Annotated in this window: 23 protein-coding genes and 1 other RNA gene (1 of these 24 running past the window's edge); 21 read left to right on the forward strand and 3 right to left on the reverse strand. The window is 36.3% G+C overall.

The window, feature by feature from the left end; genetic code table 11:
* Window positions 1-27 precede the first annotated feature (27 nt).
* The 3 genes from CLO1100_RS07595 (at window position 28) to zapA (ending at window position 2,112) form a co-directional block, all read left to right on the forward strand.
* Window positions 28-822, forward strand: a complete 795-nt coding sequence (locus tag CLO1100_RS07595) for a Nif3-like dinuclear metal center hexameric protein (RefSeq protein ID WP_014313176.1) — start codon at window positions 28-30, stop codon at window positions 820-822.
* A 61-nt stretch (window positions 823-883) separates the two neighbouring features.
* Window positions 884-1,238: RNase P RNA component class A (gene rnpB / locus CLO1100_RS20110), an RNA gene on the forward strand.
* A 202-nt stretch (window positions 1,239-1,440) separates the two neighbouring features.
* On the forward strand, window positions 1,441-2,112 hold the full coding sequence (gene zapA / locus CLO1100_RS07600) for a cell division protein ZapA (protein ID WP_014313177.1): 672 nt from the start codon (window positions 1,441-1,443) through the stop codon (window positions 2,110-2,112).
* 74 nt (window positions 2,113-2,186) lie between these two features.
* On the opposite strand, the gene CLO1100_RS07605 is transcribed toward zapA, so the two are convergent.
* Entirely contained in the window at window positions 2,187-2,378 is a 192-nt protein-coding gene (locus CLO1100_RS07605; protein ID WP_014313178.1) for a ferredoxin, read from the reverse strand.
* 179 nt (window positions 2,379-2,557) lie between these two features.
* Here CLO1100_RS07605 and CLO1100_RS07610 point away from each other — a divergent pair, with 179 nt between their 5' ends.
* The 14 genes from CLO1100_RS07610 to CLO1100_RS07675 all read left to right on the forward strand — a co-directional run bounded on the left by CLO1100_RS07610 (window position 2,558) and on the right by CLO1100_RS07675 (window position 16,364).
* Window positions 2,558-3,415 (forward strand): amidohydrolase family protein, encoded by an 858-nt coding sequence (locus CLO1100_RS07610; RefSeq protein ID WP_014313179.1) that lies wholly within the window; start codon window positions 2,558-2,560, stop codon window positions 3,413-3,415.
* 146 nt (window positions 3,416-3,561) lie between these two features.
* On the forward strand, window positions 3,562-4,419 hold the full coding sequence (locus CLO1100_RS07615) for a hypothetical protein (RefSeq protein WP_014313180.1): 858 nt from the start codon (window positions 3,562-3,564) through the stop codon (window positions 4,417-4,419).
* Window positions 4,420-4,561: 142 nt separating this feature from the next.
* Window positions 4,562-5,161, forward strand: a complete 600-nt coding sequence (locus CLO1100_RS07620; RefSeq protein ID WP_014313181.1) for a flavodoxin family protein — start codon at window positions 4,562-4,564, stop codon at window positions 5,159-5,161.
* Between the two features lie 53 nt (window positions 5,162-5,214).
* Window positions 5,215-5,991, forward strand: coding sequence for a tRNA threonylcarbamoyladenosine dehydratase (locus CLO1100_RS07625; RefSeq protein ID WP_014313182.1), 777 nt, complete (start codon window positions 5,215-5,217; stop codon window positions 5,989-5,991).
* Between the two features lie 19 nt (window positions 5,992-6,010).
* A complete protein-coding gene (locus CLO1100_RS07630) occupies window positions 6,011-6,691 on the forward strand; it encodes a P-loop NTPase (RefSeq protein WP_014313183.1) in 681 nt (226 codons plus the stop codon).
* Between the two features lie 11 nt (window positions 6,692-6,702).
* Window positions 6,703-8,370, forward strand: coding sequence for a DNA mismatch repair protein MutS (locus tag CLO1100_RS07635; protein WP_014313184.1), 1,668 nt, complete (start codon window positions 6,703-6,705; stop codon window positions 8,368-8,370).
* A gap of 131 nt (window positions 8,371-8,501) precedes the next feature.
* Window positions 8,502-8,708 carry a 4Fe-4S dicluster domain-containing protein gene (locus CLO1100_RS07640; RefSeq protein WP_004621910.1) on the forward strand — a complete coding sequence of 69 codons (207 nt, stop codon included), beginning with the start codon at window positions 8,502-8,504 and terminating at the stop codon, window positions 8,706-8,708.
* A 233-nt stretch (window positions 8,709-8,941) separates the two neighbouring features.
* Entirely contained in the window at window positions 8,942-10,000 is a 1,059-nt protein-coding gene (locus CLO1100_RS07645; protein ID WP_014313185.1) for a 3-methyl-2-oxobutanoate dehydrogenase subunit VorB, read from the forward strand.
* Window positions 10,001-10,021: 21 nt separating this feature from the next.
* Window positions 10,022-10,768 carry a thiamine pyrophosphate-dependent enzyme gene (locus CLO1100_RS07650; protein WP_014313186.1) on the forward strand — a complete coding sequence of 249 codons (747 nt, stop codon included), beginning with the start codon at window positions 10,022-10,024 and terminating at the stop codon, window positions 10,766-10,768.
* A gap of 2 nt (window positions 10,769-10,770) precedes the next feature.
* Window positions 10,771-11,304 (forward strand): 2-oxoacid:acceptor oxidoreductase family protein, encoded by a 534-nt coding sequence (locus CLO1100_RS07655; protein ID WP_014313187.1) that lies wholly within the window; start codon window positions 10,771-10,773, stop codon window positions 11,302-11,304.
* Between the two features lie 130 nt (window positions 11,305-11,434).
* Window positions 11,435-12,112, forward strand: coding sequence for an ABC transporter ATP-binding protein (locus tag CLO1100_RS07660; RefSeq protein WP_014313188.1), 678 nt, complete (start codon window positions 11,435-11,437; stop codon window positions 12,110-12,112).
* Window positions 12,109-14,604 carry an FtsX-like permease family protein gene (locus tag CLO1100_RS07665; RefSeq protein WP_014313189.1) on the forward strand — a complete coding sequence of 832 codons (2,496 nt, stop codon included), beginning with the start codon at window positions 12,109-12,111 and terminating at the stop codon, window positions 14,602-14,604. The genes CLO1100_RS07660 and CLO1100_RS07665 overlap by 4 nt, the downstream gene beginning before the upstream one ends.
* A gap of 48 nt (window positions 14,605-14,652) precedes the next feature.
* The gene (locus CLO1100_RS07670; protein ID WP_014313190.1) at window positions 14,653-15,339 is read left to right on the forward strand and encodes a response regulator transcription factor; all 687 of its coding nucleotides are present in this window, start codon (window positions 14,653-14,655) and stop codon (window positions 15,337-15,339) included.
* Window positions 15,339-16,364 (forward strand): HAMP domain-containing sensor histidine kinase, encoded by a 1,026-nt coding sequence (locus tag CLO1100_RS07675; RefSeq protein ID WP_014313191.1) that lies wholly within the window; start codon window positions 15,339-15,341, stop codon window positions 16,362-16,364. Before CLO1100_RS07670 ends, CLO1100_RS07675 begins: the two co-directional genes overlap by 1 nt.
* Window positions 16,365-16,435: 71 nt before the next feature.
* Here the strand turns inward: CLO1100_RS07675 and CLO1100_RS07680 are convergent, their stop codons facing one another.
* Window positions 16,436-18,529 (reverse strand): glutamine synthetase III, encoded by a 2,094-nt coding sequence (locus CLO1100_RS07680; RefSeq protein WP_014313192.1) that lies wholly within the window; start codon window positions 18,527-18,529, stop codon window positions 16,436-16,438.
* A 357-nt stretch (window positions 18,530-18,886) separates the two neighbouring features.
* On the opposite strand from CLO1100_RS07680, the gene CLO1100_RS07685 reads away from it, so the two are divergent.
* Window positions 18,887-20,092, forward strand: a complete 1,206-nt coding sequence (locus tag CLO1100_RS07685) for a transglutaminase-like domain-containing protein (protein WP_014313193.1) — start codon at window positions 18,887-18,889, stop codon at window positions 20,090-20,092.
* Window positions 20,093-20,096: 4 nt separating this feature from the next.
* Here the strand turns inward: CLO1100_RS07685 and CLO1100_RS07690 are convergent, their stop codons facing one another.
* Window positions 20,097-20,417, reverse strand: coding sequence for a YmaF family protein (locus tag CLO1100_RS07690; RefSeq protein ID WP_014313194.1), 321 nt, complete (start codon window positions 20,415-20,417; stop codon window positions 20,097-20,099).
* Between the two features lie 134 nt (window positions 20,418-20,551).
* Here CLO1100_RS07690 and CLO1100_RS07695 point away from each other — a divergent pair, with 134 nt between their 5' ends.
* From CLO1100_RS07695 to CLO1100_RS07705, 3 genes are all read left to right on the forward strand, one after another.
* Window positions 20,552-20,815: a hypothetical protein gene (locus CLO1100_RS07695; protein WP_014313195.1), complete on the forward strand. Its 264-nt coding sequence runs from the start codon at window positions 20,552-20,554 to the stop codon at window positions 20,813-20,815.
* A 42-nt stretch (window positions 20,816-20,857) separates the two neighbouring features.
* On the forward strand, window positions 20,858-22,051 hold the full coding sequence (locus tag CLO1100_RS07700) for a Xaa-Pro peptidase family protein (RefSeq protein WP_014313196.1): 1,194 nt from the start codon (window positions 20,858-20,860) through the stop codon (window positions 22,049-22,051).
* Window positions 22,052-22,280: 229 nt separating this feature from the next.
* Window positions 22,281-22,453, forward strand: partial view of a polysaccharide deacetylase family protein gene (locus CLO1100_RS07705; protein ID WP_242836703.1) — the start only. Its footprint extends 607 nt past the window's final position; 173 of the gene's 780 nt are visible here — the first part of the coding sequence; its start codon is at window positions 22,281-22,283; its stop codon lies off the right edge, out of view.

The following is a 22,453-nucleotide window of genomic DNA, read 5'->3' on the forward strand; positions in this document are numbered from 1 at the left end:
ATATGATTATTAGTAAGGGTGAAGGACATGAATGTAGGAGATATAATTAATTATTTAAATGAAATTGCACCTTGGCGGTATGCTGAGGAGTGGGATAGTGTAGGGCTGATGGTAGGCAGCAGGGACAGTAATGTAACAAAAATACTCCTTTGTATGGATGTAACATCTAACGTGATTTCGGAAGCTGTAGGAAATGGTGCTCAAATGATTCTTTCGCATCACCCTTTTATCTTTTCAAAGCTGAAATCTATAGATATGGAAACCTTTAAGGGAGATCAGATTGCAAAGCTGATAAAAAACAATATCACAGTTGTTAGTGCACATACAAATCTTGATACAGCCCCAGGCGGAGTTAATGATACTTTGGCAGAGTCCTTACACCTGACAAATTGTCAGAATTTGAAACCTTATATTCCAAAAGGATTGAATTGCGATTTAGGAATGGGGAAAATAGGAGAATTACTAAATTATAAGAGATTTGATGAATTTATTAAAGACATTAAGAAAAACTTAGCTATAGAGAATATCAGGATAATCGGTAAAAAACCTGAAAAGGTAAAAAAAATTGCAGTGTTTTGCGGCAGCTTTGATGACGACCTGGAGAACTTAAAAAGCCACAAGGTGGATATTTTAGTAACAGGTGATATTAAATACCATACTGCGCTAGATGCCGCTCAAATGGGCCTGTGTATCGTTGACGCGGGGCATTTTTCAACAGAACGAATAATTCTACCTAAATTAAGGGATATACTAAACAAAAGATTCAAGGAACTTGATATAATTTGTAGTAAAATGGAAGCTGATCCATTTACTTTTGCTTGACTTATATTAATTCAACATCTATAATTAATAGTCCTAAGAGAATTTTAAAGTTCTTAATTTATGAGTAAGCCAGATGATCGCAGATACTGCCTGAAAAGGCGTAGATGAGGAAAGTCCGGGCTCCATAGGGCAATGGTGCCGGGTAACTCCCGGTGAAGGTGACTTTAAGGAAAGTGCAACAGAGATATACCGCCATATTAGGGTCTACCATATATGGTAAGGGTGGAAAGGCGAGGTAAGAGCTCACCAGCGACTTGGCGACTTGTCGGCTATGTAAACCCCACCTGGAGCAACACCGTGGAGGGACGCAATGACTGCCCGTCAGTCCCGGGGAGGTGGCTTGAGCCATGCAGAAATGTATGGCCTAGATAGATGATCGTCTAATACAGAACCCGGCTTATAGACTTACTCGTAATTCATCAAAAACACTGGCTTTTTAGGCCAGTGTTTTTGCTTTTAACCAGTAGTAAGGTTTACTTTTGTTTACAAAAACATTTAATAGTCTGTAAATTTGGTATTGAGTTTAATATGCGAATAATGTAATATTAAATCCAAGTGTTTTTCTAATTCATTTGTTATGGTAACTTATATTTTTCTATTATATTGGGGAGAAGGGTAATGACAAACAGGAACAAAACTGAAGTTTACATATATGGAAGCAGGTACACGGTTTCAGGAGCAGAATCCGAAGAATATATTCATAAGCTTGCTCTCTACGTTGATAAAAAAATGAGGGAGTTTTCTGAAGTTAATAGTGCACTTAATTCGGGGATGATTTCAGTACTGGCTGCAATTAATATTGCAGATGACTATTTTAAAACTTTAGATAAATTAGAAAATATAACAAAGAACCAACATATTGAAACTGAATTAATAGAAAAAGAATACAAACAGAAAGTAGAAGAACTGACCTTACAAATACAAAAGTTTAAGTCCGATTCAGTTACCATGGAAGAAGCTATGACTTCTAAGACCAATGAATTGGAAGTTATAAAAAGCGAGTTTGAAAAGAATGAAAAAAGTCTTAAAGAGCAAATAGAATTATTGATGGTTGAAGCCGAATATAAGGATGAAGCAATTGCAAATCAGTTGGAGGAACTGACAAATGAGCATACTCAAAATAAAGATGACCTTAAAGATCAGATAAATAAGTTAAAGGATGAGAACGCTGCAAAAGAACAGGCAATGGCAGAATTAACGAGAAAGTTTGAACAATTAGAATCTGAATACAAGCAAATGGAAGAATTATATCAGGAAGAGTATAACCGAATTAAAAATGAAAAGTTTTAACAATCAGGTGTTTATTCCAAAATAAAAAGACATCCCTTTAATTACTTGCCTAATGGGATGTCTTTTAATATGTTCTATTCCTCCAGATCAATAACGCTTACCGGACAGGCATCTCTGGCATCCTCGGCTTCCTGAAGGTTTTCTTCCGGTATATCTTCTTCAATAGCTTCGGCTTTATTATCCTCGTTCATACTAAATACTGCGGGGCATATAGAGGTACATAATTCACAACTTATACAACCGTCCTGATCTACAGATGCTCTCATTTACAGTCCTCCTTAAAAAAATATTAATCCATAACTATAAACTATTATTCTCCCAAAACAAATATATATACAAAAAATGTAAGAGGGAATTCAGCTGTAATATTATGGAGTTTGATTATTGCTTTTACAGGGGACATGAGTTATATTAAATACAAATATAAATGGAGAAATACGAAAAAATGAATGATAAATTTGAGATAATTGACTGCCATGTCCATACATTTGCCAATGATGGTATAGCAGCCAAAATTATGACTTCCTTTAATAAACTATATGATATTGAGTTTAAAAATCCCGGTAACGGAACAATACCCAATGTATTACAAAATATGAACGAGGTGGGGATAGACCGAACAGTAATGGCGAATTTTGCACCACCAAAGATTTTAGACAGTAATAATTTGTGGACTATAGATACTGCAAATTGCTCAGAAGGGAGACTTGTACCACTTGTAAATTTTCACCCTGATATGGAGGGGCGGCTGGCTGAGAATTTTGAAAAGTATGTGGAGCTTGGAGCAAAAGGCATAAAGCTTCATCCAATGGCTCAAGGGTTTGATATCAACGATTCCAGAATGGACGAACTATATAAAAAGTGCAGCGAGAACAAGTTTACTATCCTTATACATTGTGGTAGGGTTTCAAATGCAAGACTAAATGAATTTTCAGATTTTGAGTCCATAGTTCCTATAATAGACAAATATCCGGATATTCCAATAATTCTTGCTCACATGGCGGATGGAGACAAGGAATGTGTTTTAAAAGTATCAAAACAATATGAAAATGTATACTTTGACACATCCATAGTTATAACAGGCTATCCTGAAATAGCCCGTGTCAATGAACCGAGTTGGTTGGATGACAGTGAAGTGGTTGATATTATCAATGAAGCAGGAGAGGACAAGATACTTTTTGGGTCTGATTTTCCATGGGGAAGCTCAGTACATGACGTAAAAAGATTTATGAAATTAAAATTGACTGACAGGCAGAAAAAAACTATTCTTAGTGAAAATGCTAAACGTCTATTTAGAATATAAGGATTAGATTTTAATATAAAAATCAATACGTAACATTACGCACCTCGCTTAATATAATAAAAAGCGGGGTTTTTTTGTCAAAAGGTATACAAGAAACTTTTTTGTACAAAATATCATCAAAATGGTATCCAAAGAGGAGGCAGTATATGAAGAACAAAAAGCTATTTCTTTCAATTTCATATGTCGTATTGCTTTCGCTGTTGATAGCAGGTGCAATTTTATTTAGCAAGCCATCAAATAACAGTATTATACCTCAAAGAAATTCATTAACAGAGGAAAATCTCAATAATGGTATTCTTGCATATAAAAGTGAAATTAACAGTAAAGAGGATATAAAAATTGTAAATAACCGGCAAAAACTAGATTTACAAGCCAGCCTTATTGAAAATATGAACGGTGAGGTAACTATAGATATTTCATATAAAATTGAAGGAAAGAAAGTAAATAAAACAATAGATACTTCAAAAGTACCCGAAATTAGAAATCTTCTAAGATTCAGGGAAAAATTTAAGAAAGGCTATCGAATAGATAAAATACTGGTAAATGATAAGGTAGAAAAATTATACTTCTATGTTAGAGGAAGAGAAGATAACAGGCTAACTCAAACCTGGCTATACACATATAATTTAAAAACTTCGAGTACCCATAAGTTGTTTTACGACATAGGAGATTTTAGTGATTTTAACCTATCACCTGATGGTAAATATAATGCTTTTGCATACCAGAATAATTTAGAAAGTCAAAAACACGAAAGTATAAAAAATAAGGTAGTAATAATACGATGTGAAGACGATAAGATTATTCTTAATGGCGACAAGGATGTAAACGGCAAAACCATTGGTCAGGACAGCGGTTTATATATTTACAAGTATGATTTTATTAAATGGGAAAATCCTGAGAACTGTTTATTGAAACAGATTTCAGAAATAAAGGACGGTTCGAGTAAAGTACATGAACAAAATGTTTATTACAATGTAGTAGAAAATAAAATAAAAGTTAAGTAAGTTATTGTTTGGTGTTAAGGCGGCAGGCATATCAAGATGCTTACCGTCTTTTATTTGATCTTTTTTCCTCGTCTTGTTTTAATAGTACATTTAGTGTATCCTTTTAGTAATGTTAATTTTTTAAAGTTTTGGAGTGATGAGTGTGTATATAGTAGGTTTGAATGGGAGTCCCAACGTAGAAGGAAACACAGGTTTCTTGGTTAAAAAGGTTCTGGAGGAATGTGAAACAAGAGGTGCGAAAACCATTCTTCTCAATGTGGGAAAAATAATGCAGGAGCAAAAGTGTGGTTTCTGTACGGTTTGCTCAAATCCATGTACTGGAAATTGCTATAAGGGTACAAAGCTTGAAGAAGCTTTTGAAATATTAAGAAATGCAGATGGTGTAGTGGTTGCCAGTCCTGTTTACTTTGGCAGTGTTTCTGCACAGCTAAAGGCGATGTTTGATAAAACAAGGAAGGTCAGGGCAAACAAAGGTTTGTACAATAAAGTTGGACTTTGTATGGCAGTGGGAGCCTCTCAATACGGCGGAGAAGAAACAACAATAAAAGCGATGCATGATATGATGCTTATTAATGGAATGATAATAGTAGGAGACGGCTATATCGATGATAATTGCGGACATCAGGGGGTGTGTGCTACCCGTCCTGCCAAAGATGATGAAGAGGCAGTAAAAAGAGCAGTAATGTCTGCAAAGAGGCTTATAGAAGTGTGTAGCGCAACTGAAAGCATAAGACAAAGCTAATTTAATTTAAATTTTTCACCGCAGGTGCGGATTACGGAGGATATGACAATAATATGTTGCACGAGTTTTCCAGAAGCGAATTAATTATTGGAACAGAAGGACTAGAAAAACTAAAAAACAGCAAGGTAGCAGTATTCGGGGTGGGGGGAGTAGGTTCATTTACTGTAGAGGCACTTACCAGAACAGGAGTAGGCCATCTCGTGCTGATAGATGACGACTGTGTATGCCTTACAAATCTAAACAGGCAGCTTCATGCTACCAGAAAAACCGTAGGCAAGCCCAAGGTTGAAGTTATGCGAGACAGAGTTCTTGAAATAAACCCAAAATGTGATGTTACTATCATTCAGAAGTTTTATATGCCGGATGTAGCTGAAGAGATACTGGATAGCAGCTTTGACTATATTGTAGATGCAATTGACACAGTAACCGCAAAAATTGACTTGGTAGTAAGGGCGAATCAATTGGGAATACCCATAATAAGTGCGATGGGAGCGGGTAACAAGACTGATCCGACCAGGTTTCAGGTTTCGGACATATTCAAAACAACAGTTGATCCTCTTGCAAAAGTGGTAAGAAAGGAACTTAGAAACAGGGGAATTAAAAAACTAAAGGTAGTGTATTCCACAGAAGAACCTATAAAACCTGTTGAAACCGAGACTTCCAGCTGCAGTGCAGGTTGTATATGTCCTAAAGGAACAGCCAGAAAGTGTACCGTGAAGCATCAGATACCGGGAAGCCTTTCATTTGTTCCTTCAGTTATGGGTTTAATTATTGGAGGAGAAGTAATAAAAGATTTGATTGGATTTAAAAAGGATACAAATTGTAATTAATTAAGAGGAGATTTTACAAATGTTTGATAAACGTATCAACATATTTACCGGTCACTTCGGAAGCGGAAAAACAGAGGTCGCAGTCAATTATGCCATGAAAATGGCAGAAGCTGGGTATAGAACAGCTATAGTAGATTTTGACATAATAAACCCCTATTTCAGAACAGCGGATGCAAAGGATGCACTGGAAGAACAAAATATAAAAGTAATTCTTCCTATGTATGCCAATACCAACGTTGATATACCTGCTATACCACCGGAAATATACTCATTGTTTGAAGACAAGGATACAAAAGTGGTATTGGATGTAGGAGGAGACGACCTTGGTGCTAAAGCTGTATCAAGGTTCAAGGAAGAAATAGTCAGCGACGACTATGAAATGTTTTTTGTAATAAATACAAAGAGGATTATGACAGATTCACCTGAAAAGATAGCCGAGATGATTGCTATTATTGAAGACGGAGCAAATATAAAGGTTACAAAATTGGTAAATAATAGTAACCTGTTAGAGGAAACTACCCCTGAAATAATTCTTGAAGGAAACCGTATAATATCTCAGGTTTCAGAAAAGACAGGAATACCAATTGCTATCACTGCAGGTATGGAAGAAGTCGTAAATAGAATACAAAAAAGTGATATCGGTAAAACGGAAATATTATCCATGAGGAAACAGATACATCTTCCATGGAATAGAGGTTAGGCGAGGACGTTATGACATTTTTTTATATTATTCTAGCAATAGTTGCGGGATGTATAATTCTAAGTTTGACCGGAAAAATATCCCGTACAAATAAAAACAGAAGACAAATACGAGCCCAATGGGGGAAAGCTCCTAATACAAAGTATACAGAGGATATATATAACTCGGTTAGAAATTATTTTGATAACCAAAAAGACCAGGGAAAAAACTTTTTTATAGACGACATAACTTGGAATGATTTAGATATGAACAGGATTTTTTCCAGGGTTAACATAACCCGAACGGATGTAGGAGAAGAATATCTATACAATATGCTGAGGGAATTGGTCTATGATCAGAATGAGCTGACGGAGAGGGACAGGCTAATAGAGTACTTTAGAAAAAACCCTTTTGAACGTGAAAAGATTCAGTTGATTTTATCCGATTTGGGAAAACTCAGGTTTTTAAGTATATCAGAATATATAAACGGTAAAAGAAGCGGGGGTGGCATAAAGGGAATATACTATAAGATTTTATCATTAATCTTCATAGCATCAATATTTGCCACAATATTCTTCCCCGGAGCAATAGTTGTTTTTTTAATATCACTTGCTGTTAATGTAACAGTTTATTTCAAGGCCAGGGATCAGATAATAGGTCACTTGCAATCTCTTGGATATATTGCAAATATGCTGGGAATTTCAAGAAGAATATCAAAACTCAATATAAAAGAACTGGATACATATTTAAATCAATTGAGAAAAAGTACTGCCAAAGTAAAGGGAGTTAGCCTAAATGCTTTTTACTTTTTATTCTATACAAGTGAGAATTATTTATTTGAGCTTATAAAGATATTTTTTCTTGGTGAACCAATTGCATTTTACAGTATCTTTAAAATTGTAACAAAACACAGTCAGGAAATTAAATCTGTCTATGAGACAGTTGGGCATCTTGATAGTCTGATATCAGTGGCATCCTACAGAGATAGCCTTGATTACTATGTAACGCCTGTATTGGTAAAAGGGAATATCAATAACAAAAAGATAGAATTTACAGATATGTATCATCCCTTAATAAAAAATCCTGTAACAAATTCCTTTTCAGTAGCAGGAGGGGCATTGATAACAGGGTCAAATGCAAGCGGAAAATCAACGTTTCTCAAGTCGGTAGCAATAAATGCAATTTTTGCTCAGACTATTTATACATGTCTTGCAAAGGAGTATTATTCCAGTTACTTTAATATTTACAGTTCTATGGCTTTGAGTGACAATCTTGAAATGAATGAGAGCTACTACATTGTTGAAATAAAATCACTTAAACGTATTTTGAAGGGCCTCAACGACAATGTTCCATGCCTTTGTGTCATAGATGAAGTGCTGAGAGGTACAAATACTATTGAAAGAATTGCAGCATCGTCTGAAATACTGAACTACATTGCAGGTAATAATTGTATATGCCTTTGTGCTTCCCACGATATAGAGCTTACTCAAATATTAGCAGATAAAGTTGACAATTACCACTTTCAGGAGTTCTTTGAGGATGACAACATAAAGTTCGACTATAAAATATATCCGGGTAAATCAACTACCCGTAATGCTATAAAATTATTAAAAATACTTGGCTATGATGAAAGCATAGTTGACAGTGCCGAACAAAGAGCCTGTCAATTTAACCAAAACGGATATTGGTCAAAAGTGTAAAAATTGAAGTTTTTGGTCACACAACTTGCAAATAAATACAAAGAGTTTTATAATAAAACAATAGTTTTAGTTCTCTAAATTACTAAAAATCATAAGTAACAAAGTTAATAAAATAAAGTGAGGTTTTGATAATGGCAAAAGTTATATTCCACGAGGAAAGATGCAAAGGCTGTAAACTGTGCGTTACAGTTTGTCCTAAAAAAATTGTCATAATGAAATCTGATAAATTAAATCAGAAAGGTTTCCATCCTGCAGGAGTCGAAGAAATGGACAAATGCATCGGATGTGCATTCTGTGCTACAATTTGTCCTGATTGCGTTATAGAGGTAGAGAAGTAAGAATTAGTAATTTAATTACATCCATTAAGCTATAACATATATAATGAGGCAATTATGTCCTACCACTATAGGTGGCGGGAACTGTTTAGATTTTTAGGCGGCGAACACATATCACCCGCCTTATTGAAACGTAGCTAAGGCAAGAAAATTTTCCTATAGCCGAAAAATTTTCTCTGAACTGATGCGTTATAATAAAAATTTTGGAGCCGCTTTTGTGGCTCATGGAGGTTAATATGGCAGAAAAATTATTAATGAAGGGTAATGAGGTAATAGCAGAAGCTGCCTTAAGAGCCGGCTGTAGGCATTATTTTGGATATCCTATTACACCACAGACTGAAGTAGCACATTATATGGCAAAAGCTATGCCAAAAATAAATGGTACATTTGTTCAGGCTGAGAGCGAGGTTGCAGCAATTAATATGGTTTATGGTGCAGCAGCAGCAGGAGCACGTGTTCTGACATCATCTTCAAGTCCGGGAGTAAGCTTGAAGCAGGAGGGTATTTCATACATAGCTGGAGCAGAGCTTCCAGCAGTAATGGTAAATATCGTTCGCTGCGGTCCTGGTCTTGGCGGTATACTTCCTGCACAGTGTGATTATTTTCAGTCAGTCAAGGGCGGAGGACACGGGGACTATAAAAACGTAGTTCTAGCTCCATCAAGTGTTCAAGAACTGTACGAGTTGACAGTAGAAGCCTTCAACATATCCGATAAATACAGAATACTTACCATTATATTGGGAGACGGTATGCTGGGTCAGATGATGGAGGCAGTTGAATTCAAGGATAAGGAAGATATTTACCAGGATGATAAAAAGTGGGCCTGTACAGGAACAAAAATGGAGAGGGAAAGTAATGACGTTACCTCCATATATATCCAACCGGAAATCCTTGAAAATCATAACCTGAAGCTTCAGGCTAAATATAAGAAGATTGAAGAGAATGAAACAAGAGTAGAAACATATAATTGTGAAAATGCAGATATAATTGTAACAGCATACGGAACTGTAGCGAGAATTGTAAAGAATGTAATAAAAATGGCTGAGAAAGAAGGCATAAAGGTAGGATTGATAAGACCTATCTCATTGTGGCCATTCCCGACTGCTGAATTTGAAAAGTATGCGGAAACACCAAAGGCATTCCTCAGTGTAGAACTGAGTGCAGGACAGATGGTTGAGGATGTTCGCCTTGCTGTTAACGGAAAACGACCTGTTCATTTCTATGGACGTATGGGTGGTATGGTTCCAAGCCAAAAAGAAGTTCTTGATAAAATAAAGGAAATCTTAAATAAATAAGATTCAGATGGAGGGAAAAAAATGGCAACTGTGTTTAAAAAACCACATGCTTTAAAGGATTTATCTCTTCACTATTGTCCCGGTTGTACTCACGGTATTATTCATAGGATAATAGCTGAAGTAATTGACGAATTAGGTATAGAAGGCACTACGATAGGTGTTTCACCTGTAGGATGTGCATACAATAATTATGAGTATTTTCATGTAGATATGGTACAGGCTGCTCATGGTAGAGCTCCGGCTGTTGCAACCGGAATAAAAAGAGTCCATCCTGATAACTACGTATTTACTTACCAAGGAGATGGAGACCTTGCTGCTATTGGAACAGCTGAAATAATTCATGCTGCTACAAGAGGAGAAAAAATAACAACTGTTTTTGTAAATAATGCAATTTACGGTATGACATCAGGCCAAATGGCTCCAACAACTCTTATGAATCAGGTTACAACTACTTCACCTTTCGGTAGAAAACCTGAGATTCATGGATTTCCTATAAAGGTATGTGAGCTGCTTTCACAATTGGAAGGTGCTGTATATGTTGAAAGAACATCGGTACATGATGTTAAAAATATTAGAAATACCAAAGAAGCAATTAAAAAGGCTTTTAAGGTTCAAGAAGCAAACAAGGGATTTTCAATAGTTGAGGTCTTGTCAACATGCCCTACAAACTGGGGATTGAATCCGGTAGATTCACTAAAATGGCTTGAAAGCAACATGTTGCCCTTCTATCCTTTGGGTAATTTCAAAGGAAAGGATTTGGAGGTGTAGAAATGAAGCAGCTTGAATTGATAATTGCAGGTTTCGGGGGACAAGGTATATTATCCGCAGGAAGATTGTTAGCATATGCCGGAATGCTTGAAGGAAAAAATGTTTCATGGTTGCCGTCATATGGACCGGAAATGAGAGGCGGTACTGCAAACTGCAGTGTTGTTATTTCTGATGAACCTGTGGGTTCTCCTATATTGGATACAGCCAACGTACTTGTTGTAATGAATGGTCCATCCCTTGAGAAGTTTGAGAAATCAGTAGTAAGCGGTGGGTTAATCATATCTGACTGTTCTTTGGTAGAAGCCAAGCCCATGAGAACGGATATTGACTTTGTAGGTGTTCCTGCAACACAGATAGCCTCTGATATGGGCAATCTTACTTATGCAAATATTATAATTCTGGGTAAATTGTTGGCAAAAACCGGAATTATTTCAAAGGAAAGCTTTGAGGCTGCTTTGAAGAAAGTTCTTCCTCCAAAAAAGCATCATATGATTCCTGATGAAATGAAAGCCCTTGATATGGGACATGATTATTAAACAAAAAATGCATGCTTAACTTTATATATTTTGTCACAAGATTGTAAGAACTGTGCTTTATAATTCAAGCTATAGACTATCTGATTGATCAGTGTATAGCTTGAATTTTTTTAGTTTGGAGATGATTTTTATGAGTATATTGAAAACAGAGGGATTAAGAAAATACTATGGCAAGGATGAAAACCTTGTAAAGGCTCTTGACGGTATAAATATGGAAATACTGGAAGGAGAGTTTGTAGCGATTGTCGGTACATCCGGAAGTGGAAAATCAACGCTTTTACATATGCTCGGTGGGCTTGACAAGGCTACGGAGGGTAAAGTAACGGTGGCAGGTAAGGAAATTTTTGATTTGAATGATGAGCAGAAAACTGTTTTTCGCAGAAGGAATATTGGTTTTATATTTCAGAATTACAATCTGGTCCCTATCCTGAATGTTTATGAAAACATCACTCTCCCGGTTGAACTGGATGGGGGAACCATTGATAAAGCATTTATAGAAGATATAATAAAAACCCTTGGCCTTGGCGGCAAGCTTACAAACCTTCCAAACAATCTTTCGGGAGGTCAGCAGCAAAGGGTAGCCATAGCAAGGGCCCTGGCAACAAAACCCGCCATAGTCCTTGCAGATGAGCCAACAGGCAACCTTGACAGCAGAACAGGGCTGGAGGTAGTAGGCTTGCTTAAAATGACAAGTAAAAGATTCCATCAGACAATCGTTATGATTACACATAATGAAGAGATTGCCCAGCTGGCGGATAGGGTCATCCGCATTGAGGACGGTAAAATAGTCGGGGGTGAAGTCAAATGATGTTTCCTACCGATAACAAGCTTGTGATAAAAAAATTGACTGTAAGAACTATAAAAGCAAACAAAGTCAGAAATATATTTGTTATTACTGCGATAGCATTAACTGCTTTACTTCTGTCAACCATCTTTAGCATAGGAATAAGTGGGACAGAGTCCATTCAATTACAAAAAATAAGAACTATGGGAACAATAGAGCATGGGGGCTTGACTTTTCCCACGGATGAACAGGTAAAAAAGCTAAAATTATTGGATTATATTGAAGATGTAGGTATAATGGCACATGCCGGAGATATAATAGAAACTCCTGACATGGGAAATTTATCTCTGTCGTTGTTCTGGTTTGATAAAACAGAATGGGAAAAACTCAGAGTTCCTGCAATGAGCAATATTAAGGGAAAATATCCTCAGGCATATAATGAGATAATGATACCCGAATGGATTCTTAAAAGAATGGGGATAACCAATCCTAAAATAGGAATGGATATACCAATTAAATATGGAAAGGCAGGCGGTCCCGAGTCTGAAGCCACAAGTGAAAACTTTAAACTTTCGGCATATTACACAGAATACTCTAATTTGCGTTCAGGGAATGTGGGAATGATATACGTCTCAAAAGCTTTCGTTGATAATAAAGGAATTACTCCTGAGAATTCAGGCACTGCAACTGTACGTTTCAAAAGCAATAAGAATATTGGTGAGCAATTTGAAAAACTTAACAGGGAGGTCACTGTATTCCAAACTCAGAAGTGGAAGATGGTTCCATTGTATGAAACAGTCAATGGAGACAGGCTGTCAACAATAATAGGCCTGTCAGGACTTATACTGTTCATAATGCTCAGCAGCTACCTGCTTATATATAATGTACTATATATTTCCGTATCAAAGGACGTGCGCTTTTACGGGTTATTAAAAACAGTGGGTACCACTCCAAAGCAGATAAGAAGAATAGTAACGGGTCAGGCAATTAGGCTGACTGCCTTGGGAGTACCTCTCGGACTTGCTCTGGGGGCAGCAGTCTCCTTTGTTGCAGTTCCCTTTGCACTAAGCGGAGCATTAATAGATACAGGTATAAAAATATCCTTTAATCCTATCATATATATCGGAGCAGCGGTTTTTTCACTCGTAACTACACTTATCAGTAGTATAAAACCCGCTGGAATGGCGGCTTCAATTTCACCGATTGAGGCGGTCAGATATACCGGAACTACTGTATCCTGTAAACTCAGAAAAGGGTCAACGGGAGGCAAGTTACAGAAAATGGCTTTCAGAAATGTTTTTAGAAACAGACGAAGGGCAGCAGTTGTTTTCTTATCACTGTTTATGGGAATAACGACCTTTATGCTGGTAAATACACTTGTGTTGAGCATGGATACGGAAAATTACGTAAACAGCTATATGGATAATGATTTTACGTTAACTAATAATACATTTTTTCAAAATGGCACAGGAATAAAGCAGAAGTTTGATAATAATTTTATGTCAACACTTAAAGGTATAGAAGGGATAAAAGAAATAAGAAAGGTATCGCAAAAGATAGTTACTCTCAAATATGATGAAAACCTATATAAGAAACATCTTGAAGAATTCATGAAAAGGTTTAATTCACAAATGCCTACAAGTGACGAAATAAAGAAGAACCCAAGGCTTTTCTGGTCAAATCTGGTGGGACTTGATACAGAATATATAAAGAAACTAAATAAAACACTTGAAGAACCTATTGATGTGGAAGCTTTTGAAGCAGGTCGGATAGCTTTATTTTCAACAAATAATCCAAAGCTTTTCAAGGTTGGTTCCGATATTATTTTTACAGCTGATGAAAAAGAATATTCCCTCAAGCTGGGAGGGTTTTTGCCTGAAAGAACTGCATTTAACGGAGGAATGGGGCCGGCACCCCTTGTTTATATAAGCAATGATTACATGAAAAAGTTATTTATTGACCCTGTATTGTGCTCTATAACAATGAATGCTGAAGCGGACAAAGAGGCACATGTATTAAAACAGCTAAAGGAAATGACGGCAAATGATAATGAAATATCAATTGAATCAAGGCTGGAGACTCTGGAGCAATTTAAAAGTTCAAAAACAATGCTTTATATTCTGGGCGGTGGAATATCCTTGATATTGGCACTTATAGGTATTCTCAATTTTGTGAACGTTATGGTGACGGGGGTAAACACAAGGCGGCATGAGTTTGCTGTTTTAGAGAGTATTGGTATGACTCCGAAACAGGTGAAACGTATGCTGTCCCTAGAGGGATTAACTTATGCCATTATTTCCTGTGGACTTGTGGCTACTTTAGGAGCTGCTCTAAATATTTGGATATTCAACTTATTCAAGAAGCAGGCAGATTACGCTATTTTTACCTTCCCTACAATTCCTTTGATTTTATCTGTAGTTATTGTTTTTGTAGTGTGTATTTTAGTACCGGTGGCTGCATACGTTTCAACTACAAAAGATACAGTTACGGAGAGGTTGAGAAGCGTTGAAGGTTAGGATAAAATAAATGTATGCATCGACATAAATTTCTTTCGGAGAGGTAATATGGCCAGAATACTTATTGTTGAAGATGATAAGCTGCTCAATGACGGGATATCAATTGCACTTAAAAAGTGTGGACATACGGTTCTGTCAGGTTATTCCTACCATGAAGCATTTTGTTTGTTTTTGAATAACAGCTTTGAATTAATACTGCTGGATATAAATCTTCCTGACAGAAGCGGTCTTGAGCTTTGTAGTGAAATCCGCAAAAAATCAGATATTCCCATTATATTTATCACGGCAAATGACACGGAGCAGGACATTGTTAATGGTTTTGTGAACGGCTGTGACGACTATATTGCAAAGCCCTTCTCTCTGGAAGTGATGAACCGGCGTATTTATGCAGTACTCAGACGGACCAGAACTGAAGACAAAAGCATTTTCCGTTCTGGTGAAATATCAATAAACTACGAAAAAATGATGGTTGTTAAGGGTGAAGTATCGCTTAAACTGACTGCTACAGAGTACAAATTACTTACACTTCTTACTCAAAACAGCGGGCAGGTACTGACCAGAGACATTATTCTTCAGAGGCTTTGGGACACTGATGAAGCTTTTGTTGATGAAAACGCCGTAAGTGTTAATATGAGGAGGCTTCGTCAAAAAATTGAGGATGACCCTAAAAATCCGAAATATATAAAAACTGTTTTCGGTATAGGATATACCTGGGGAGAGGAGTCCTGCAGGTGATGAATGGGATAAAAAAAAGAGAAGCCGCTTTGATTGCAGCAATTTATTGTATTTGTATTGCTTTTATGACATACCAACTGCTGGTTGCAAAAAATATTCAGGCGGTGATATTCTGTATCATATTTACAGTACTGTTAGCTGTCATGATTACAGCACTAATATTATTACTTCACAGATACATGCATAGTGTAATGGTCCGGCTTTCCGACATGATAGCGTCACTTATAGATATGAGGGAAACAGAAGTATTTTCAGTGCTCAACGATGATTTACTGTCTAAGTTGCAATCACAGGTACTTAAGCTTTCAAGAATACTAAAGTTGCAAAACAAAAAGCTTAGGAATGAGAAAAATGAAATAAAATCCCTGATTTCAGACATATCCCATCAGTTAAAGAACCCCCTTGCAAATCTTAAAATATATGTATCATTAATAATGGACGAAGATATTAATCCGTTAATGAGGATGGAATATCTGAAAAATATCGACAATCAATTGGATAAGCTGAATTGGTTGATGGAAAGCATGATAAAAATGACCAGGCTTGAAAGCGGCATCATTCAGTTGAACCGTGAAGAGAGCAGCTTGAATGATGTGCTGCTGACATCCTTAAAACAGATATACCAAAAGGCATTAAAGAAGAATATAGATATAGTATTTATTCCTTCAGAAAAGTATATAAGGCTGTCTATTGACCTGAGATGGACGGCGGAGGCTATAACCAATATTCTGGACAATTCCGTTAAGTATACACAGGAATCGGGGAACATAAAAATACAAGTCCATAAATACGAGTTATTTGCCAGAATTGACATAGAGGATAATGGTGTAGGGTTTGATGAAAAGGAAGTTAATGATATATTCAAGCGATTTTATCGGGGGAAAAATTCTAATGGGATAGATGGGGTTGGCATTGGCCTTTATCTCACAAGAGAGATAATCTCAATGCAGGACGGATATATAAAAGCAAAGTCCGAATCAGGAAAAGGAAGTACATTTTCAGTTTTTTTGCCTCTGGAAAGCTGATAAAGTTTTTGTACCCGGGTATACCAATCTTACAATCGGTATGCCCGGGTGCTGAATAGTGTTTGTCTGAATTATATATTGAATAGAATATCCGCATAGGTTGGGATAGGCCAGATATTTGAATCTACTATACGTTCCAGTTCATCAGCAACTGTTCTTAATGCTTCCATTCTTGCAAAAACATCATTTCTGTAGAACATAGCTTGCTCAAATGTATCTTCAAAAGAATTCTGAGCCTTGCTTAGACTATTCTCCAATAGAGAAATTTCCTTTTTAAATTGCGAAGCAAAGGAAGCTGTTTCCTTAAGCAAGTCTGTATTGGCACTTAAATCTGCTTCAATTCCGCAATTCTTAATTTCATTTATAGATTTTGCAATTTCAGTTTCAAATTTGATGCAAGCCGGAAGAAGCTGTCTTTTTGCCATTTCGAGCATGGTCATAGCCTCTATATTAATTGTCTTGATATATTTCTCAAGTGAGATTTCATATCTGGAATGCATTTCAACTCTAGAGAAGACCTTGTGCTTTTCCATGACAGTCATGTTCTTTTCCTTTAACAGGCAAGCAATTGCTTCAACATAGCTCTTAATGTTTGGAAGACCTCTTTTTTCAGCTTCTTTTACCCATTCGTCAGAATATCCGTTACCATTGAATATTATTCGTCCGTTTTCCTTTACCACATCTTTAATAATGCTGTTTACTTCTTTTGAGAAATCCTTTGCCTTTTCAAGTCTGTCAGCAAACTGTTCCAGCACATGTGCAACTATTGTATTTAGGAAGAAGTTCGGTGATGCAATGGATGCAGAAGAACCAACCATTCTGAATTCAAATTTATTACCAGTAAAGGCAAACGGTGAAGTTCTGTTTCTGTCTGTGGTATCTTTTCTGAGTGCTGGAAGTGTTTTAACACCGACCATGAGCTTTTCAATACCATTTGTTTCAATATCTTCCCCAGATACAATCTGATCAAGAATTCTCGTAAGCTCATCTCCAAGGAATATGGAAATTATAGCAGGTGGAGCTTCATTTGCACCTAATCTGTGGTCATTTCCGGGGTTGGCGGCAGATAACCTTAGAAGATCTGCATATTCGTCTACGGCTTTTATAACGGCACACAGGAAAATCAGGAATTGAACGTTTTCATGGGGAGTCTTACCCGGGTCAAAAAGGTTCTGACCATCATTTGTGGAAAGTGACCAATTATTATGTTTACCGGAACCGTTAACTCCTGCAAAGGGTTTTTCATGAAGCAGGCATACCAAACCATGTCTTAGGGCAACTGTTTTTAAAAGTTCCATAACAAGCTGGTTATGATCGGTTGCAATATTTGAAGTTGTAAAAATAGGAGCAAGCTCATGCTGTGCGGGAGCCACTTCGTTATGTTCTGTTTTTGCTGAAATACCAAGCTTCCATAATTCACGGTCAAGATCTTCCATAAAAGCTGATACTCTTGGCTTTATACTTCCATAGTAATGATCATCCATTTCCTGACCCTTTGGTGCTTTGGAGCCAAAAAGAGTACGTCCTGTAAAAATTAAATCTTTCCTTTTATCGTACATTTTCTTATCAATAAGGAAATATTCCTGCTCAGGACCAACTGTTGGAGTAACTTTAGTAACGTTTTCATTACCGAAAAGTTTTAGTAACCTTACTGCATTTTTAGAAAGACATTCCATAGATCTTAAAAGAGGTGTTTTCTTATCAAGTGTTTCACCTGTATATGAACAGAAGGCAGTTGGAATGTACAAAGTGTTATTTTTAATAAATGCAGGTGAAGTACAATCCCAAGCAGTGTAGCCTCGTGCCTCAAAGGTGACTCTCAAACCTCCCGAAGGAAAAGATGAGCCATCTGCTTCACCTTTAATCAATTCTTTGCCTGAGAATTCCAATATTACTTTTCCATCATCAGTAGGATTAATGAAGGAATCATGTTTTTCGGCGGTAATGCCTGTCATCGGCTGAAACCAGTGAGTATAATGGGTAGCACCCTTTTCAATTGCCCAATCCTTCATTGAGCTGGCAACCACTTCAGCTATTTCAAGATCTAAAGGAAGACCTTCGTCAATAGTTTTCTTCAATGCCTTGTATGTAGCTTTAGGCAAACGTTCTCTCATTACGGAATCATTGTATACATTTGAACCGAATATTTGGCTTATAAGACTCATAAATCACCTCATAAAATATTTTTAAGGCAACCGGCTGTATTCCGGATACCAATAATTATTAATATTACCTAATAAAGATACAATTTTTCCTTACTAATTGCAAGCATAAAATGGTTTGGCGTCTTTTCAGAAGATAAATATTTATAAATTCTTCTAAAACCATTATATTTTTTCCTTACGAAGGTAAAAATTGCAATATCCTTAAAGCTCTAATTCAAAAAAATGAATATTTATCCGTGTATTTTAGGAGGTAATTTAGGGAAATTGAAAAAGATAGCCGCCGCTATGTTATAATACAATTAGTACACTACTTTACGGAATTATTCTGGTAATAATATTCATTACAGGCATAGGTAGGTGACCCATTTGATAAATATAATTACGAATCCAATTAATATAATAATAATTCTACCCGTTTTAATTACTCTTGTAAGTTCTCTGGTAACAAGATATAACCGCGAAAGAGTAATTAAAAGTTTTTATTCTATAATTAATAGTGTGGAGTTAATCTCAGGCTTGTTAATTGCGCTCTTTTTAACAAGAGGAATACTATTTGACAATGATAATAAGTTTTTCGTATATATTCGTAACCATATGCCTGAAACTGCCAAGGCAAGTCTGGCAGCAAATAATATATATACCTACTTATGTGTTGCTTTTATTGTACTATTGATTGTGGTTCTGATAATCAAGTTAGCTATGTATCCTTTGTATAAGCATGTATTTGGAGCCATGGCACAGGGAATATACAAGGTTATGAGCTCAATGAGCTCTGTGACTCGAAGAAGTATTGCATTTGTCTGTAGTATACCAAAGGCAGCAGTTTCATTAATTTGTATCAGCTTTGTTCTATATTTTTTTTCGTACTATTTTACTGTACCCGGTTTATCACTTTGGATAGACGATTCAGTAGTACTACAAGGAGTTTACAAAACAGCTCTGAAGCCGGTAATTGAATCTGAAATTGCCAAGAAAATACCTGTAATAATTAATGATCGTTTTGTAAGTGCCACAATGAATGGGCAGGAAGTTAAAATAGCCGAAAATATTAGAGATACTCTTGACAGTTACAATATAAAGGTTATTCAGTACTTTAACGGCGTGACTCTTGATGATGCGGTAAAATCAAACGATGAAATAGATAAACTGGCCCTTGAATTGACTGAGGGAAAGTCAGGAGAATATGATAAAGCAAAGGCAATATACAAATGGATAACTAAAAATATAAAATATGATTACCCAAAAGCAAAACAGATTGCTGTTAAGACGGAAGGAACAAAATCAGGGTCTATAATATGCTATGAAACGAGGAAAGGAATTTGTTTTGACTACTCAAGCCTCTTTATTTCAATGTGCAGGGTAAACGGGATAAAGGTAAGGCTGGTTACGGGTCTTGGCTATAGCGGGCTAGCCTGGGGAGATCATGCATGGAATCAGTTTTACGATAGTGATCAGAAAAAATGGATAAATGTAGACTGCACCTTTGGTGTCACCGGAAACTATTTTAATTCTTCAAAATTCAATTTGGATCACAAAGGGGACCGAGTACAGGAAGAATGGTAAATTATTAAGATAACACCCTTTTTAGAATTTTTCCTCCCGTACATTCTATGTTTTCATGGGTATAATTTTCATAGTAATGGCAATGTGAATTTGCCATATTGAGTCTTCCTGCAATTTTATGCTTGTGTCCGTGAGCAGTCTTTATCGGTAATCCTGTTATTCCGGAATATATATGATAATGCCCGTTAAAGGAAGTTGTTCCAAAATATACGTGAAAGTGGAATAGCCCTATACCAAACATGTATTCAGTATATCCCGTAAGCCTGTGAGAGTGCTTTTCACCAGTTAAACTATTAAATTTATAAAAATGATAGTGATTAACCATCAGCTTTCTCCCTTTACCTATTATTCACTTATTATTATGCATGACTGGACAAGAATTTATTATGAAAAATAATGGAATTAATATAGGGTTTTACCAGATATGTTATAATACAAAGTAAAGGAGGGCGGGATAAAATGGAACCAATAATTGCGATTGTGTTACTTGTAGCTAATATACCGGTTTATAGGAAAATTTTGCAGCTTATATTTCGTGATCGAAAGGATATAGATGACTCAATAAAGTACTCATTTACCCCGGATTTGTTTTCTCTTTTCAAAGGGAATTATTGGAAAGATAAAATAGGTGAAGCCAAACTTACAGCATTTATATTCTGCTGTGTTGCTGTAGTTATAATTGAACTTTTAATAATTAAATGGATAATAGCCATTATTGTATAAGTAATAAAACAGAAAAGCGGTTTAAATAGGAGCTTACATAATATGAAAGAATTTTTAACCAGAGAAGAGTTGGAGAACAGGGCTAAGAGACTGTGTGCCTTAGCTACTGATAAATATCCCGACTGGGATACAATAATAGTATTGGGGCGTGTTAATCAGTACTATCTAACGGGGACTATGCAAGACGGAATACTCATAATAAAAAATGGCGGAAAATTAATGTATTTTGCCAGAAGAAGCTATGAACGTGCTAAAATAGAGTCACCTCTATCCGATTGCATATACCCTATGAATAAATACTCTGATGCTGCAGAGGTTTGTGGTAAGTTGTTTGGAAACACACTTTTAGAAACTGATATTGCAACTATTGAAGTACTTAACAGACTTAGGGGTCAATTTGAGATAGGTAGAATCTATCCCATAAAAAAGATATTGTCTGAGGTAAGGGCAATTAAAAGTCCGTATGAACTTGATGCTATAAGGGAGGCTGGGAAACGACACAAATACCTGCTTGAGGAAGTTGTACCAGGCATTCTCAGAGAAGGAATGAGTGAGGTAGAATTATCAGCAGAGTTGTTTGAAAAAATGCTGAAACTTGGACATCAGGGTGTTTCACGATTCAATAGCTATCAAACTGAAATGATAATAGGACAAATAGCTTTTGGAGCAAATTCTCTATATCCTACCAATTTTGATGGGCCCGGAGGCATGAAAGGTTTAAGCCCGGCAGTACCATTGTTTGGCAGTAACAAAACTCTTCTCAAAAAAGGTGATTTGGTTTTTATTGATGTAGGCTTCTGTATTGAGGGATATCATAGTGATAAAACACAGGTTTATATGTTTGGAGCGAAACCTTCAGATGAATTAGAAAAAACACACAGACAATGTATTGAGATACAAAAAAAGACTGCTTCTCTTCTAAAGCCCGGCAATATACCATCTGAAATATACAGCAGTATAATGGGGTGCCTTGATTCTTCGTTTTTAGAAAACTTTATGGGCTTTGGGGATAGAAGAGTCAGCTTCTTGGGTCACGGAGTGGGTCTTCATGTTGATGAACTTCCTGTAATTGCAAAAGATTTTGATAATCCATTAAAAGAGGGCATGGTTTTTGCCCTAGAACCGAAAAAAGGTGTACCGCAAGTGGGCATGGTAGGCGGTGAGGACACATATATTGTTACTCCTGACGGAGGCGAGTGTATTACAGGAGGCGAAAAAGATATTATTACTGTATAGGAATGGTTTCCGTCGCTTTTTTCAGAAATCTCAAAAAATCAGTGGCATACGGAAGTTTAAAACTGATCCCTGGCAGTGGAAGATACAGTTAAATAATAATACGGAGGGTTTTTGATTACTGAATAAGTAATCAAGAGAGACAGGTTATCATATTTTTAAATTTCAAAAATAAACATATATAAAGCTTGAAAGCACTTTTTCAGAGCAAATCTATATATGGGAGTGTTTGATGATGAAAATAAGATCGTTATTGGTAAAGGCAAAAAAAATACCTAAAAAAGTTATAATAATATTTATACTGACGTGTACACTGTTTGTTACAATAGGTTATACGGCCAACTCAGTTGGAGTTTTTAATCCGGCAAAGCACCTTCCGATTTACAGCGTTGAAACAGAACAAAA

Source organism: Clostridium sp. BNL1100, from assembly GCF_000244875.1.
In the GTDB taxonomy this organism is placed as follows: Bacteria; Bacillota; Clostridia; order Acetivibrionales; family DSM-1351; genus Ruminiclostridium.

Bases quoted from the DNA above. Each gene is read 5' to 3' on its own strand.
- CLO1100_RS07640 (WP_004621910.1), top strand. From the start codon at position 8,502: ATGGCAAAAGTTATATTCCACGAGGAAAGATGCAAAGGCTGTAAACTG.
- CLO1100_RS07695 (WP_014313195.1), top strand. From the start codon at position 20,552: ATGGAACCAATAATTGCGATTGTGTTACTTGTAGCTAATATACCGGTT.
- CLO1100_RS07700 (WP_014313196.1), top strand. From the start codon at position 20,858: ATGAAAGAATTTTTAACCAGAGAAGAGTTGGAGAACAGGGCTAAGAGA.
- CLO1100_RS07625 (WP_014313182.1), top strand. From the start codon at position 5,215: ATGTTGCACGAGTTTTCCAGAAGCGAATTAATTATTGGAACAGAAGGA.
- CLO1100_RS07660 (WP_014313188.1), top strand. From the start codon at position 11,435: ATGAGTATATTGAAAACAGAGGGATTAAGAAAATACTATGGCAAGGAT.
- CLO1100_RS07595 (WP_014313176.1), top strand. From the start codon at position 28: ATGAATGTAGGAGATATAATTAATTATTTAAATGAAATTGCACCTTGG.
- CLO1100_RS07675 (WP_014313191.1), top strand. From the start codon at position 15,339: ATGAATGGGATAAAAAAAAGAGAAGCCGCTTTGATTGCAGCAATTTAT.
- CLO1100_RS07680 (WP_014313192.1), bottom strand. From the start codon at position 18,529: ATGAGTCTTATAAGCCAAATATTCGGTTCAAATGTATACAATGATTCC.
- CLO1100_RS07605 (WP_014313178.1), bottom strand. From the start codon at position 2,378: ATGAGAGCATCTGTAGATCAGGACGGTTGTATAAGTTGTGAATTATGT.
- zapA (WP_014313177.1), top strand. From the start codon at position 1,441: ATGACAAACAGGAACAAAACTGAAGTTTACATATATGGAAGCAGGTAC.
- CLO1100_RS07630 (WP_014313183.1), top strand. From the start codon at position 6,011: ATGTTTGATAAACGTATCAACATATTTACCGGTCACTTCGGAAGCGGA.
- CLO1100_RS07645 (WP_014313185.1), top strand. From the start codon at position 8,942: ATGGCAGAAAAATTATTAATGAAGGGTAATGAGGTAATAGCAGAAGCT.
- CLO1100_RS07690 (WP_014313194.1), bottom strand. From the start codon at position 20,417: ATGGTTAATCACTATCATTTTTATAAATTTAATAGTTTAACTGGTGAA.
- CLO1100_RS07665 (WP_014313189.1), top strand. From the start codon at position 12,109: ATGATGTTTCCTACCGATAACAAGCTTGTGATAAAAAAATTGACTGTA.
- CLO1100_RS07635 (WP_014313184.1), top strand. From the start codon at position 6,703: ATGACATTTTTTTATATTATTCTAGCAATAGTTGCGGGATGTATAATT.
- CLO1100_RS07615 (WP_014313180.1), top strand. From the start codon at position 3,562: ATGAAGAACAAAAAGCTATTTCTTTCAATTTCATATGTCGTATTGCTT.
- CLO1100_RS07670 (WP_014313190.1), top strand. From the start codon at position 14,653: ATGGCCAGAATACTTATTGTTGAAGATGATAAGCTGCTCAATGACGGG.
- CLO1100_RS07610 (WP_014313179.1), top strand. From the start codon at position 2,558: ATGAATGATAAATTTGAGATAATTGACTGCCATGTCCATACATTTGCC.
- CLO1100_RS07650 (WP_014313186.1), top strand. From the start codon at position 10,022: ATGGCAACTGTGTTTAAAAAACCACATGCTTTAAAGGATTTATCTCTT.
- CLO1100_RS07655 (WP_014313187.1), top strand. From the start codon at position 10,771: ATGAAGCAGCTTGAATTGATAATTGCAGGTTTCGGGGGACAAGGTATA.